The sequence below is a fragment of the Cellulosimicrobium sp. MI9406 genome, assembly GCF_040595865.1.
GTDB classification, from domain to species: domain Bacteria; phylum Actinomycetota; class Actinomycetes; order Actinomycetales; family Cellulomonadaceae; genus Cellulosimicrobium; species Cellulosimicrobium funkei.
This window is the reverse complement of sequence record NZ_JALIZI010000001.1, coordinates 31,639-45,053: the sequence shown is the minus strand read 5'-3', so window position 1 is coordinate 45,053 and position 13,415 is coordinate 31,639. Positions and strand designations below refer to the sequence as shown.

At 74.3% G+C, this 13,415-nt stretch carries 13 protein-coding genes; 5 read left to right on the top strand and 8 right to left on the bottom strand.

Annotation, left to right across the window (positions count from 1 at the left end):
• Positions 1-252 precede the first annotated feature (252 nt).
• On the bottom strand, positions 253-1,980 hold the full coding sequence (gene pgi, locus MT994_RS00190; protein ID WP_043653468.1) for a glucose-6-phosphate isomerase: 1,728 nt from the start codon (positions 1,978-1,980) through the stop codon (positions 253-255).
• Positions 1,981-2,190: 210 nt separating this feature from the next.
• Here pgi and MT994_RS00185 point away from each other — a divergent pair, with 210 nt between their 5' ends.
• The gene (locus MT994_RS00185) at positions 2,191-2,769 is read left to right on the top strand and encodes a dienelactone hydrolase family protein (protein WP_354804566.1); all 579 of its coding nucleotides are present in this window, start codon (positions 2,191-2,193) and stop codon (positions 2,767-2,769) included.
• A gap of 27 nt (positions 2,770-2,796) precedes the next feature.
• On the opposite strand, the gene MT994_RS00180 is transcribed toward MT994_RS00185, so the two are convergent.
• From MT994_RS00180 to MT994_RS00170, 3 genes are all read right to left on the bottom strand, one after another.
• Entirely contained in the window at positions 2,797-3,960 is a 1,164-nt protein-coding gene (locus MT994_RS00180) for a GNAT family N-acetyltransferase (protein WP_354804565.1), read from the bottom strand.
• On the bottom strand, positions 3,957-5,141 hold the full coding sequence (locus MT994_RS00175; RefSeq protein ID WP_354804564.1) for a GNAT family N-acetyltransferase: 1,185 nt from the start codon (positions 5,139-5,141) through the stop codon (positions 3,957-3,959). The genes MT994_RS00180 and MT994_RS00175 overlap by 4 nt, the downstream gene beginning before the upstream one ends.
• 127 nt (positions 5,142-5,268) lie before the next feature.
• Complete coding sequence (locus MT994_RS00170; RefSeq protein ID WP_009865881.1) at positions 5,269-5,535, bottom strand: GlsB/YeaQ/YmgE family stress response membrane protein; 267 nt, start codon at positions 5,533-5,535, stop codon at positions 5,269-5,271.
• 171 nt (positions 5,536-5,706) lie between these two features.
• Here MT994_RS00170 and MT994_RS00165 point away from each other — a divergent pair, with 171 nt between their 5' ends.
• A complete protein-coding gene (locus MT994_RS00165; RefSeq protein WP_034651673.1) occupies positions 5,707-6,084 on the top strand; it encodes a S4 domain-containing protein in 378 nt (125 codons plus the stop codon).
• A gap of 140 nt (positions 6,085-6,224) precedes the next feature.
• Here MT994_RS00165 and MT994_RS00160 read toward each other — a convergent pair whose 3' ends face one another.
• The 3 genes from MT994_RS00160 to MT994_RS00150 all read right to left on the bottom strand — a co-directional run bounded on the left by MT994_RS00160 (position 6,225) and on the right by MT994_RS00150 (position 8,912).
• The gene (locus MT994_RS00160) at positions 6,225-6,962 is read right to left on the bottom strand and encodes a lytic polysaccharide monooxygenase (protein WP_021483737.1); all 738 of its coding nucleotides are present in this window, start codon (positions 6,960-6,962) and stop codon (positions 6,225-6,227) included.
• Positions 6,963-7,203: 241 nt separating this feature from the next.
• The gene (locus MT994_RS00155) at positions 7,204-7,953 is read right to left on the bottom strand and encodes a lytic polysaccharide monooxygenase (RefSeq protein WP_043653453.1); all 750 of its coding nucleotides are present in this window, start codon (positions 7,951-7,953) and stop codon (positions 7,204-7,206) included.
• Between the two features lie 377 nt (positions 7,954-8,330).
• Positions 8,331-8,912 carry a 1-acyl-sn-glycerol-3-phosphate acyltransferase gene (locus MT994_RS00150; protein ID WP_354804562.1) on the bottom strand — a complete coding sequence of 194 codons (582 nt, stop codon included), beginning with the start codon at positions 8,910-8,912 and terminating at the stop codon, positions 8,331-8,333.
• Positions 8,913-9,054: 142 nt separating this feature from the next.
• Between MT994_RS00150 and MT994_RS00145 the strand changes: the two genes are divergently transcribed.
• From MT994_RS00145 to MT994_RS00135, 3 genes are read left to right on the top strand one after another with little or no spacing between them, the layout of a single operon-like run.
• Positions 9,055-10,269 carry an ROK family transcriptional regulator gene (locus MT994_RS00145; protein WP_354804560.1) on the top strand — a complete coding sequence of 405 codons (1,215 nt, stop codon included), beginning with the start codon at positions 9,055-9,057 and terminating at the stop codon, positions 10,267-10,269.
• The gene (locus tag MT994_RS00140) at positions 10,266-11,204 is read left to right on the top strand and encodes a ChbG/HpnK family deacetylase (protein WP_051027910.1); all 939 of its coding nucleotides are present in this window, start codon (positions 10,266-10,268) and stop codon (positions 11,202-11,204) included. The genes MT994_RS00145 and MT994_RS00140 overlap by 4 nt, the downstream gene beginning before the upstream one ends.
• Positions 11,201-12,643, top strand: a complete 1,443-nt coding sequence (locus MT994_RS00135) for an MFS transporter (RefSeq protein ID WP_354804559.1) — start codon at positions 11,201-11,203, stop codon at positions 12,641-12,643. The genes MT994_RS00140 and MT994_RS00135 overlap by 4 nt, the downstream gene beginning before the upstream one ends.
• 222 nt (positions 12,644-12,865) lie before the next feature.
• On the opposite strand, the gene MT994_RS00130 is transcribed toward MT994_RS00135, so the two are convergent.
• On the bottom strand, positions 12,866-13,402 hold the full coding sequence (locus MT994_RS00130) for a MarR family winged helix-turn-helix transcriptional regulator (protein ID WP_354804558.1): 537 nt from the start codon (positions 13,400-13,402) through the stop codon (positions 12,866-12,868).
• Between the last annotated feature and the right edge of the window lie 13 nt (positions 13,403-13,415).

The window sequence follows — 13,415 nt, the reverse complement described above, 5'->3', positions numbered from 1 at the left end:
TGAGAGCGACGCCGAACGGGCTCGCGGCGGTCGCGCGCCCGCCAGTGTACGCAGGGCGCGGGCGCTCGCAGCGCGGCTGTGGACGCGCGGTCGCGCGCACGACGTCACGACCTCGCGACACGTCCCCGCCGTGAGGCGGAGGACACACCGCGGGACGCGGTCCGTGGAGGCGCTCGGCCCGTCCCCGTGCGCACGACCGCCCCCCGCGAGCCGCCCGAGCACGGTCGTCCCCGTGCCCGGGCGGGGCGCGGGCTAGCTGCGCAGGTCGAGGTAACGGTCGATGAGGGCCGCGGTGCTCGGGTCCTGCGCCGCGAGGGCGTCCTCGTCGCCCGCGACGGCCGGCGCGATCTCGAGCGCGAGCTTCTTGCCGAGCTCGACGCCCCACTGGTCGAAGCTGTCGATGCCCCACACGACGCCCTGCACGAACGTGATGTGCTCGTAGAGCGCGATGAGCTGGCCCAGGACCGACGGCGTGAGCGCGGGAGCGAGGATCGACGTCGTCGGGCGGTTGCCCGGGAACGTGCGGGCGCTCACGAGGTGCTCCGCGGTGCCCTCGGCCCGGACCTCGTCCGCCGTCTTGCCGAACGCCAGCGCCTTGGTCTGGGCGAAGAAGTTCGCGAGGAACAGGCCGTGCACGTCGGCGCCCGGCTGGACAGCGCCGCCGTCGCCCACCGCGTCGACGAGCGGGTGCGCGGGGTTCGCGACCGCGATGAAGTCGGCCGGGATGAGGCGGGTGCCCTGGTGGATGAGCTGGTAGAACGCGTGCTGGCCGTTCGTGCCCGGCTCGCCCCAGAAGATCTCGCCCGTCTCGGTGGTCACCGGGGAGCCGTCCCAGCGCACGCGCTTGCCGTTGGACTCCATGGTGAGCTGCTGGAGGTAGGCCGGGAAGCGGTGCAGGTACTGCGCGTACGGGAGCACGGCGTGCGTGTGCGCGTCGAGGAAGTTGACGTACCAGACGTTGAGCAGCCCCATGAGGACGGGGACGTTGCGCTCGAACGGCGTGCGGCGCACGTGCTCGTCGATCGCGTGGAAGCCCGCGAGCAGCTCGGCGAACCGGTCCGGGCCGATCGCGATCGCGAGCGACGTGCCGATCGCGGAGTCGACGGAGTAGCGCCCGCCGACCCAGTCCCAGAACCCGAACGCGTTCGCCGGGTCGATCCCGAACGCCGCGACCTTGTCGAGCGCCGTCGAGACGGCGACGAAGTGCTGCGCGACGGCAGCCTGCCGGGACTCGTCCGTGTCCTCGATCGCGCCGACCGCCGCGAGCTCCGTCCACAGCCAGTCGCGCGCGAGGCGCGCGTTGGTCAGCGTCTCGAGCGTGCCGAACGTCTTCGACGCGACGATGAACAGCGTGGTGCGCGGGTCGAGGCCCGCCGTCTTCTCCGCGACGTCCGTCGGGTCGATGTTCGAGACGAACCGGACCTCGATGTCCTGGTGCTTGTACGGCAGCAGCGCCTCGTACGCCATGACCGGTCCGAGGTCGGAGCCGCCGATGCCGATGTTCACGACCGTGCGCACGCGCTCGCCCGTGACGCCCGTCCACTCGCCCGAGCGGACCTTGTCCGCGAACGCGTAGACCTTCGCGAGCTCGGCGTGCACGTCCGCGTCGACGTCCTGCCCGTCGACGACGAGGTGCTCGTCGTCGCCCAGCGGGGTCGGCCGGCGCAGGGCGGTGTGCAGGACGGCGCGGTCCTCCGTGACGTTGATGTGCTCGCCCGTGAACATCGCCTCGAGGCGGTCGTCGAGGTGGACCTCCTCGGCGAGGCGCACGAGCAGCTCGAGCGTCTCGTCGGTGACGAGGTTCTTCGACAGGTCGACCGTGAGGTCGGCCGCCTGGTGCGTGAGGCGGCGCGCGCGGTCCGGGTCGGCCGCGAACCAGGTGCGCAGGTCCGGCTCCACGGTGTCGCGGTGCACGGTGAGCGCGGTCCAGGACGGCGTGGAGGTGGGGTCGATCGGGGGCGGCACGGGCTGCGAGGTCATGACCACCAAACTACTGACCGACGTCGGCCCTCGCCCACCCCGACCGTCCCGCGGTCCATGGTCCGGCGGCCTGACGAACGGCCGTCGCAGGTCCCTGGACCCCGGGCGCGTGGGGGCGGGCCGCGCGACGATGGGGGTCGTGCGCCGTCGGGCGCGCACCGGGCGGCGACGCCGTCGCACGGCCCACGAGCGACGATCGGAGGAGGGACCATGGCGGAGGTCGTGCTGTTCCACCACGTGCAGGGACTGACGGAGGGCGTGCGGACGCTCGCGGAGACGCTGCGCGGCGCGGGGAACGTCGTGCACACGCCGGACCTCTTCGAGGGGCGCACGTTCGCGACCCTCGACGAGGGCATGGCCCACGTGCAGGAGCTCGGTTTCGGGACCGTGCTGGAGCGCGCCCGTGGGGCCGTGGACGGCTACGACCTCGGTGTCGTGTACGCCGGGGTCTCCCTCGGCGTCCTCCCGGCCCAGATGCTCGCCCAGACGCAGCCGGGCGCCAAGGGTGCGGTGCTGCTCGAGGCGTGCGTGCCCGTCTCCGAGTTCGGCGACGCCTGGCCCGACGCCGTGCCCGTCCAGGTGCACGGCATGGACGCGGACCCGTCGTTCGCGGGCGAGGGCGACCTCGACGCGGCGCGCGAGCTCGTGGAGTCCACGCCCGACGCCGAGCTGTTCGTCTACCCCGGCGACCGCCACCTCTTCACGGACCCGAGCCTGCCGTCGTACGCGCCGGAGGCCGCCGCGCTCGTCACCGAGCGGGTGATCCGCTTCCTCGACGGCATCCGCTGAGCGGTCGGGCCGCGGCGGCCCTCGGGGTCAGGGCGCGCTGCCGGGGTCCGGTGCGTCGAGGACGAGCTGCCACTCCGCCTCGACGCCCGTGGGCGCGAAGCCCAGCGCGACGTTGATCGCGAGCATGTGCCGGTTCTCCTCGGCGTTCCACGTGTGCACACGGCGCGACGACGGCCGGGCGCGCGCCAGCTCGTCGAGCACGGCGACCTTGACGAGCAGGCCCAGGCTGCGCCCGCGGTGCTCGCGCAGCACGAGCGTGTCCTCCTGGAACACGACCTCGGCCCGGTCGCGGGGGTACGCGACCATCGAGAACGCGGCGAGCGTGCCCGTCGGCGTGTCCTCCGCCGCGGCGACGACGTAGGCGCGGCCCCGGTCGTGGATCTCCCGGGAGAAGGTCCGGACGCGCTCCGCGTCCCACGGGTCCTCCGCGAGGTCGAGGCCCCCGCTCGGGGCGTCGGTGCTCATGCGCGTCTCGAGCACCGCGAGCTGCGCGAGCCACTCCTCGGGGACGTCGTCCGTCCACACGTGCACGCGGTACCCGACGGCCCGCGCCGTCGCCGCTTCTCGCAGCGGGTCGAGCACGCCCGACGGCACCGGGAGCTCGAGCACGGAGTGCCGCATCACCTGCTCGAGCGTGAAGCCGCGGTGCAGCGCGAAGGTCGTGGCGTCGTCGTGCGCCGGGACGCGCCCGCTGCCCGTGGGCGCCTCGATCGCACCCGGGCCGGGCGGCGGCTCCGGCGCGAAGGACGAGTCGGACTGGACCACGCGCCGCCCCTCGGCGCGCACGACGTCGAGCGCCGCCTCCCACAGCGCGGTGCCGACGCCGCGGCGCCGGTGCGCCGGGTCCACGCCGACGTAGACGAGCGCCGTGTGCGTGTTGCCCTGCTGCGGGAGCGCCACCATCGACCGGCCGACGACGTCCTCGGGCCGGGGCGTCGTGCCGTGCGGGGCGTCGTCGAGCACCGCGACCCACCGCAGCACGCGGCGGTAGCCGGCGCTGGCGACGGTGGACGCGACCGTGGCGGCATCGAGCGCGAGGTCGGTGTGGCCGTGGATCGCGCGATCGATCGCGTCGCCGACGCGGACCGTGCCGTGGACGGCCCACGCGTCGGGCGCGTCGAGGCGCCCGGGGACGGGCTCGATGCGCACGCGCCCGTCGCGGGTCGTGGCGGTGGTCGGTCCTGCGCTCACTCGGCGTCCTCCGGGGTCGTCCGGCGCTGCCACGCGGCCCACACGCCCGCGGGGCGGAAGCCGAGGGCGACGTTGATCGCGAGCATGTGGTCGTTCTCCTGCGCGTTCCACGTGTGGACGCGCCGGGCGCCGGGGCGCTGCGCAGCGAGCGCGTCGAGGTTGGCGACCTTGACGAGCATCCCGAGGCGGCGCCCGCGGTGCTCGCGCAGCACGAGCGTGTCCTCCTGGATCGCGAAGTCCTCGCGGCCGCGCGGGTGGACGAGCACGGTGAACGCCGCGAGCGTGCCCGACGGCACGTGCTCCGCGGCGCACACGAGGAACGCGTCGTCGTTCTCCGCCTGCTGCTGCACCCACGTCCGCACGCGCCGCGCGTCCCACGGGTCCTCGCCGTAGTCGACGCCGCCCGTGGGCGCGTCGGTGCTCATGCGCGTGAAGAGGACCGCCACCTGGTCGGCCCAGGCCTCCGGGACCTCGTCGGTCCAGGTGCGCAGGCGGTAGTCGCCGCCCGCGGCGGCCCGGGCGTCCTCGCGGTGCGCGTCGAGGACCGCGGGCGCGACCGGGAGGTCGAGCACCGAGTGTCGCTCGACCTGCTCGAGCACATACCCGTGGGCGCGCAGGAAGCGCGGTCCGGGCGCGTCCGCGGGGACCCGGCCCGCGCCCGTCGTGGCCTCGAGCGCGCCGGGCCCGGGCGGCGGCTCCTCGCCGTGGTTCGTGTCCGAGAAGAGCACGGTGCGCCCCGCGTCCAGGTTCAGGCGCTCGCCGAGCGCGAGCAGCGCGCCCCCGATGCCGCGGCCGCGCTCGGCGGGACGCACGACGGCGTAGGCCTCGCCCAGGTGCTCGTTGCTCGTGACCGGGCGGGTCACGAAGAGGTGCGCGACGACGTCCGCCACCGCGGGCGGGACGCCCTGCTCGTGCCACGTGGCCGCCGCGGCGGAGCGCACGACGACGAACCGGCGCTTCGTGGAGTACTCCTGGTGGGCCATGCCCGTGAAGATCTCGCGGGGCGGCAGCGCGAGGTCGTCGTAGCCGTGCACCTCGAGGTCGTGCTCGCGGCCGACGTCCGCGACGGCGAGGTAGGCCCACGCCTCGGGAGCGTCGAGCGACGCGGGGTGCGGGGCCTCGACGAGCGCGTACCCGCGCGGGAGGGAGACGTCCGGGACGGGAGGGGCGACGGCGCTCATGGGTCCAGCGTGTCCGGCGCACGGGCGGCGCGTCCACGGCAATACGCCCGGGGACGCACGGACGGCCCGGTCCCCCTGAGGGGACCGGGCCGTCCGGGGAAGCGGGCCGCCGGTGCGGCCGACGCCGTCAGGCGCGCTTGCGGTTGGTGAACCAGGACCAGATGAACACCACGATGATGGAGCCGATGAGCGCGAAGCCCCACGTGCCGAGGTCGAAGAACTCCTCGTTGACGTCGGTGCCGAACACCGCCGAGGCGATGAAGCCGCCGAGCAGGGCGCCCACGATGCCCAGCAGGAGGGTGACGATCCAGCCGCCCTTCTGCTTGCCCGGCACGATCGCGCGGGCGATGGCACCCATGATGAGGCCGATGAGGATCCAGCCGATGATGCCCATGTCACGCTCCGTTTCCCGTAGGGACAGATCCGGCCAAAAGGACTCTTGCCCCGAATGGCCTGACACCACCGTGGCACGGGCGCCCGGACCTCGCACGCCGACGGCGGTCTGCCGGGGTGCGGCGACCCCGCCGGCGCCGCGCCCTGCGCGGTCTCGTAGGCTCGGAGGGTGGTGACGACCGAGGCGACGAGCGCGCGCGTCGACAGCTGGCTGTGGGCCGTCCGCGTGTTCAAGAGCCGCTCGCAGGCGACGGCCGCCGTGAAGGCGGGGCACGTGCGCGTCAACGGCGAGCGCGCGAAGCCCGCGACGAGCGTGAAGGTCAAGGACCGCGTCGTCGTGCGGGGCGGTCCGGTCGAGCGGATCCTCGTCGTCGAGAAGGTGCTCGTGAAGCGGGTGTCCGCGACCCTCGCCGCGACGGCCGTCGACGACCAGAGCCCACCCCCGCCGCCGCGTGAGCTCACCGTGCGTGTCGCGGTCCGCGACCGCGGTGCCGGGCGCCCCACGAAGCGCGAGCGCCGCGACCTCGACCGGCTGCGGGGCCGGGGCTGACCTCGGGCTGCCGCCGACCCGCGCGACCGCGCCCCGTGCGGCCCCGCACGCCCGACGCGCAGGACGGCCGACGGTCGCGTGCGAGCACGCGTCCGCCGGCCGTCGGCAGTGCTGTCGGGATCGCTCCCGGGATCAACAGGTCAGCAGGCTCCGAGGTCCTTCCAGACGCCCCACTGGCCGCTCTGCGACGGGTTCTCGCCCGTCGTCCACCACTTGGCCTGGTAGTTGCGGCCGGAGTAGGAGACGTTCGCCCCGCCGACGTAGGCGGCGCTCGCCGACCAGGCGGGAGCCGTGCACGTGCCGGGGTTGCCCGGGTTCCCGGGGTTGCCGGGGTTCCCGGGGTTGCCCGGGTCGGTCCCGCCGCTGCCGATCTTCAGGTCGACGCAGTTGTAGAACGCGTTGACCGTGTTCGACACGTTCCAGCGCGCGAGGATCGTGTGGTTGCCCTCGGGCAGGCCCGTCAGGGTGTGGGAGATGTTGCTGGGCGGCTGCGCGCCGTTCTGGTTGAACGTCTTGAACAGCACGCCGTCGACGAAGTACTCCCACGTGCTCGTGTTGTGCGCCGCGGTGAGCTTCCACTGGAACGTGACCGACGTGCCGGTCTGCGTGCGGGGCCAGGGCTTGCTCGAGTCGTCGAGGATGCTGAAGCCGCTGCCGCCCGAACACTGCATCGAGCCCTTGGGCGCCTCGACGGACTGGGGCTCGTACTTGATCGAGCCGCAGTCGAAGGACGTCGTGCCCTTCGCGCAGTGGTCCTGCCGGCTCGGCGGCGACGTGATCCAGCCGTGGGCGCTCGCGCTCGGCGCGACGGCCACGGGCGCGATGATCGCGACCGCGCCGACGACGGCTGCCAGGAGTACCGCTCTCAGTCTTCGCATGAGATGTCTCGCTCTCCATCCGGTGGTGCATGGGTCCTGCGGCGCGCTTCCTCGCGGGCCGCTTCTCGGATCGGGCACCTCGACGCTACGAAACGGGCGGAGAGCCGGACAATTGGGCAAAGCCCGTACGTGCTTCCGCGTACGCGCGCCGGGCGCGCCCTCGTCGCCGGGTCGGCGACGCACGACGGCGGGTGGTCCCGCCCGTCGGACGAGACCACCCGCCGTCGCGGGGTTCAGCAGGTCAGCAGGCGCCGATCAGCTTCCACGGACCCCATGCCTCGGAGCCCGGGACGTTGTTCTGCGTCCACCACTTCGCCTCGTACACGTTGCCCGCGTAGGAGACCTTCGCGCCGCCCGTGTAGGTCGACGTCGCGGCCCACGCCGGGTCCGCGCAGGTGCCCGGCGTGCCGCCGCCGGGGGTGCCGCCGCCCGGGGTGCCCGGCTCGGGCGTGCCGCCGCCGGGGTTGGTGCCGTCGGCCGTGACGGTCAGGTCGACGCAGTTGTAGAACGCGTTGACCGTGTTCGACACGTTCCAGCGCGCGAGGATCGTGTGGTTGCCGAGCGGCAGGCCCTTGAGGGTGTGCGAGATGTTCTTGGGGGGCTGGACGCCGCCGCCGTCGAACGTCGCGAAGAGCTGGCCGTCGACGAAGTACTCCCACACGCTCGTGGCGTGGTTTGCCGTGAGGTTCCACTGGAACGTCACGTCGCGGCCCGTGGTCGTGCGGGGCCAGGGCTTGCTCGCGTCGTCGAGGATCGCGTAGCCGCTGCCGCCGGAGCACTTCATCGAGCCCTTGGGGGCCTCGACGGACTGCGGCTCGTACTTGATGGAACCGCAGTCGAAGGACGTGGTGCCCTTCGCGCAGTTGTCCTGCCGGCTGGGGGGAGAGGTGATCCAGCCGTGCGCCGAGGCGCTGGGGGCGATCGCGATCGGGGCGATGATCGCGGTCGCGCCCACGACGGCGGCGAGGAGCGCCGCGCGGAGTCGCTTCATCGGGGGACTCGCTTCCTAGGTCGGGGAGGGCCGACGTCGTGCGGAGCCCGCACCGTCGACCGTGACGAGGGGGACCGTAAGCAGGTGGAGGACGAGGCTCCAACGCCTACGCAGGGCCGCTCCGGAGTACGGGATGTCCCGTACGCGACGTCCTGCGGAGGGCGTCTTCGTGCGGCTGGACCGGGGTGCGGGACCCCCTCGCGAGGTGCCTCGGGCATCCGTCCGGCGGGTGAAAAGTGTGGGGACTACGTAGGGCGCCGGGACGCCGGACGAGACGGTGGCCCGACCTGGACGAGCGTCCGAGAACGAGGGTGCTGGACGCCCCACGGACCCGGCATGGGGGCGCGTGCGAGAGCGCGTGCCGGGGTCGCGGCCCGTCAGGCGGGCGCGTCCTCCTCGCGCAGCCGCGGCTCGGTGCGCAGCGCGGGCCGGAGGCCGGACTTGTCGGCGTAGAACGCGCGCACGACGTCCATGTCGGCGCGGACGTCACCGGTGAGGTCGATCGTCGGGCCGAGGCCCGTCGTCATCGTGGTGCGGTCCACGTAGCCGAGCGTGACCGGCAGGTGCGCCTCGCGCGCGATCCGGTAGAAGCCCGACTTCCAGTACGACCCGGCGCCGCGCGTGCCCTCGGGCGTGACGACGAGCGAGAAGACCTCGCTCGCCTGGAGGCGGCCGACGACGTCCGCCACGACCCGGCTCGGGTCGCGCCGGTCGACGGGGATGCCGCCCAGCGCGCGCATGACCGGGCCCGCGGGACCGGCGAACAGCGTGTGCTTGCCCAGCCAGCGCACGTGGATGCCGGTGCTCCACGCGATCGCGAGCATGAGCACGAAGTCCCAGTTCGACGTGTGCGGGGCGCCGACGAGGAGCGTGGGCCGGCTCGTGTCGTACGGCTGCGAGCGCAGCCGCCACCGGCTGGTCGCCCAGAAGGCGCGGGCGAGGGCTCGGCGGATCACCACGTCACGGTACAGGGTGGGAGCGAGGGGCCGCCGTCGACAACCACAGGCAGCGCGGTTAGTCTCCGGCGGGTAGGGAACTTCCCGCCCTACCTGCTCGGCCCGGACATGTCTGCTCGACCACCCACTGCTCGACGGAGACCAGATGGACACCACTCCCGCCGGAACCCCCGCCCTCCTGCGCACCCTCAACGCGCGCGCCGTGCTCGACGTGCTCGGCACCGGCGCGCAGGTCGCCCGGCCCGACGTCGTCGCGGCGACCGGCCTGTCGAAGACGACCGTCGCGCAGACCCTGCGCGCGCTCGAGGCGACGGGCGTCGTCACGGAGGCAGGGCTCGACCGGGACCGTCGCGGCCCGGCCGCGACGCTGTACCGGGTCGACCCGGACTACGCGTTCGGGCTGGGGATCGACGTCGCGCGCGACCGCGTGCGGGTCGCGCTCGTCGACGTCACGGGAGCGATCCGTGCCCGCGCCGAGCGGCGCGACGTCAGGCCGACCCCGACGGCGCGCGCCCGCGCCGCCGCCGAGCTGGCCCGCGCGTGCGTGACCGACGTCGAGGCCCGGCTGCCCGAGGGCGCGCGCGTCGAGGTGACGCGCGCCGTCGCGGCGGTGCCGTCGATCGTCAGCCCGGACCACGCGACGATCCGCCGGGTGCCGGGCTTCGAGAAGGGCGGCACGGACCTCCACGACGCGCTCGTCGACGCGCTCGGCTGCCCGGTGACGCTCGAGAACGACCTCAACCTCGCGGCGCTCGCGGAGCAGCGCGACGGCGTCGCGGCGGGGGTCCGGACCTTCGTCGTGCTGGGGCTCGGCGACGGCTTCGGGGCCGGACTCGTCCTCGACGGTCGCCTGCACCGCGGCGCGGCGGGCGGCGCGGGCGAGGTGTCCTTCCTCCCGCACCCCGGCCGGTCGCTCGGCTCGGAGACGCTCGGGGCGTCGTCGATCGCGGCCATCGCGAAGGAGAACGGCCTCCCGGACGACATCGCCGTCAAGGACCTCGTGGACCGCGCCGAGCACGGCGACGGCGCGTCGTGCGACGTGCTCGACGAGGTCGCGGAGCGCATCGGCGTCGTGGCGGCGGCGGTCGCGCTCGTCGTCGAGCCGGAGCTCTTCGTGCTCACCAACCACGCCGCACGCCCGCCGATCGCCGAGCGCGTGCAGCGGTTCCTCGGCGAGAAGCTGGCCGTGCTGCCCGTGCGGGTCGTCCCGTCCGAGCTCACGAGCGACGCCGTCGTCGTGGGTGCGGCCCGGTCCGCGAGCGACGCGCTGCGCGACGAGGTGTTCCGCGCCGCCGCGGCCCACTCCGCGCCGGTCGAGGGCGAGGACGCCGGCGACGAGCGCGCGGAGGCCGCGTCGTGACCGAGCCGGGCGGCCCGCCGTCGGACCTGGTGTCCCGGCTGGGCCTCGCGGACGACGCGCGCGCCGTGATCCTCAACGCCGACGACTACGGCATGTGCCGGGCCGCGAACCGCGCGATCTCGGAGCTGCTCCTCGCGGGGCACCTCGACTCCGCGACCGTCATGGTGCCGTGCGGCTGGGCGCCGGACGCGCTCGCGTTCGCCGCGGCCCACCCCGTCGACGTCGGCGTCCACCTCGTGCTCACGAGCGAGTGGACGCGCTACCGGTGGCGGCCCCTCACGGGTGCCGGGACGTCGCTCGTCGACGCTGCGGGGTACTTCCCGCGCGACGTCCGCGCCGTCGAGCAGCAGGCACGCGCCGAGGACGTCGCGGCCGAGCTCGCGGCGCAGCTCGACGCCGCGCTCGCCGCCGGGGTCGACGTCTCGCACCTGGACAACCACATGGGCTCGGTCTACGGGCTCGAGACGGGACGCTCGTTCCTGCCGCAGGTGTTCGAGCTAGCGGCCCGGCACGGGCTGCCGTTCCGCCTGCCGCGCACGACCGACGGGATGCTCCTGCCGCCCGGCGACTTCCAGCCGCTCCTCGACGAGGCGACCGCGGCGGCCGACGCGCTCGGCGTCGTGCTCGTCGACCGCCTGTGGACGCACCCGTTCGAGCTCGCGGGCGAGGGCACGGACGACGCGGAGGGCTACGAGGACGTCCGCGACGGCTTCCTCGACCTGCTGCGCCGCGTGCCGGCCGGCGTCACCGAGATCTACCTGCACCCCATGCTCGACGACGACGAGCTCGGCGACGTCGCCGACTACGCCGCGCCGAAGCGCGGGTTCGAGCACCGCCTCCTCGCTGACCCGGCCGTCGCGGCCGTGGTCGCCGAGGAGGGCCTCGTCCGCGTCGGCTGGCGCGACCTGCGCGCGGTCCAGCGGGGCGAGCGATGAGCGCGCCGTCCGGGACGCCGTCGGGCACGGTGCCGAGCGGGGGGCTGCTCGCCCGCGTGCGCGACCGCCGCCTCGTCGGCGCGGCCACGCGCGCGCAGACCGTCGCCTACGGCGCGTCCGCGTTCCCCGCGAACCTGCTGCTCCAGACGTTCTCCGCGTTCGTCGTCTACTTCTACGTCGACCACCTCGGCGTGCCCGCCGGCTGGGTCGCGGGCGCGATGGTCGCGCACGGCGTCCTCAACGCGGTGCTCAACCCGCTCGTCGGCGCGGCCTCCGACCGGCGACGCACCCGCTGGGGCCGTCGCGTGCCGTGGATCGGGCTGGGCGTCGTGCCGCTCGTCGTCGCGTTCGCGCTCGTGTGGACGCCGCCCGCGCTGAGCCCCACCGGGCTCGTCGTGTGGTTCCTCGTCGTCGTGGCCGTGTACGACGTCGCGTACGTCGTCGTCGTGCTCAACGTCTCGGCGTTGTTCCCCGAGATCTTCCGCACGACGGCGGAGCGCGCCCGCGGGAACGCGCCGCGCCAGATCTTCGGCCTCGTCGGCATGATCCTCGGCACCGCCGGCGCCCCGCTGCTGTACGGGACGCTCGGGTGGACGTGGATGGCGCTGCTCCTCGCCGTCGTGAGTCTCGCGTTCTTCGCGTGGTCCCTCGCCGGCATGGTCGAGCGCCCCGTCGACGTCGCGGCGGTGCGCGAGCGCGAGGCCGCCGTCGGGCTCGGCGCCCAGCTGCGCTACACGTTCGCGAACCGGGCGTTCGTCACCTACGTGCTCGGGTCGCTGCTGCTGCAGAGCACCACCGCGATCGTGCTCGCCGCCGTGCCGTTCTACGTGCGCTACGTGCTCGGCGGGGCGGAGGCCGACGCGACGTTCCTCCTCGCGCCGATCTTCGTCGCCGCCATCCCGGCGATCGTCGGGTGGTCGTGGGTCGTGCGCCGCATCGGCCCGCGCTCCACGATGCTGTGGGTCGTCGCCGTGTACGGGCTCGCGACGTGCCTCTACCTCGTGCCGACCACCGTGCTGGGCGCCGCGCTCGCGGGCCTGGCCGTCGGCGTGGGCGTGGCCGGGCTCATGCAGGTGCTCGAGGTCGCGCTCGCGCAGGTCATCGACGACGACGAGCGCCGCACCGGCCTGCGCCGCGAGGGCATGTACTTCGGGGCCAACGGGTTCGTCGTGCGCGGGTCCGTGATCGTGCAGGCCGTCCTCGTCGCGGCCGTGCTCTCCGCGAGCGGGTACGTCGAGGGAACGGGCGACGTCGTGCAGCCGGAGAGCGTCGCGACGGGCGTGCGCCTCCTGCTCGGTGGCGTCCCCGTCCTCATCGCCGCCCTGGCCTTCGTGTGCTTCTGGCTCTACCCGCTGCGCGGCCGGGACCCCGAGGGCACCGACGCCGCCCTCGCCGACGCCGACGCGTCACCGACCGCCGCGGACCCCCTCCCGAGGTAGTCCTCGCCCCCGCGAGGTAGAGCCCCGGTCACGCGAGGTAGAGCCGCGGTCACGCGAGGTAGAGCCGTGGTTGCGCGAGGTAGAGCCCCGGTCGCGCGAGGTAGAGCCGTGGTCGCGCGCGAGGTAGAGCCGTGGCCAGCCGAGGTAGAGCCGTGGTTGCGCGCGCGGCGCACCACGGCTCTACCTCGGCTGACCCTGGCTCTACCTCGGCGGGCCCCGCCTCTACCTGGGCGGGGTGGTGGTGCCGAGGGTGTGCTCGGCGACGGCGCACGGGTCGGTGCTGGCGTCGATGTCGCGGAGGTCGCACGCGACGCGGCGCATGAGGGTGCGGAACGTGCCGCGCTCGTCGGGCGAGAGCATGTCGAGGAGGTCCTCCTCGGCGTCGTGCACGGCGGCGGCCCACCCGGCGAGACGACGGCGGCCCTCGGGCGTCGCGACGACGCGGCGCGCGCGCCGGTCCGCGGGGTTCTGCTGTCGCTCGACGAGGCCGGACGCGACGAGGTCGTCGACGAGATACGTCATGACGGTGCGGTCGATGCCGTGGTGCTCGGCGAGCGCAAGCTGCGTGGGGTGGTCGCCCTGCGCCACGGTCACGAGGACCTGGTAGCCGCGCGTGCCGTGCGGGACGTCGTCGAGCGCCTGCTCGACGGTCGCGCGGTAGGCGCGCAGCAGGACGCCGAGGTGCCAGCCGAGGTCCTCGAGGCGGCCGGGGAGCTCGGCCGGGCCGGTGGGTGCGGCGGTCGTCGCGCTCGTGCTCATCCGCTCAGGGTAC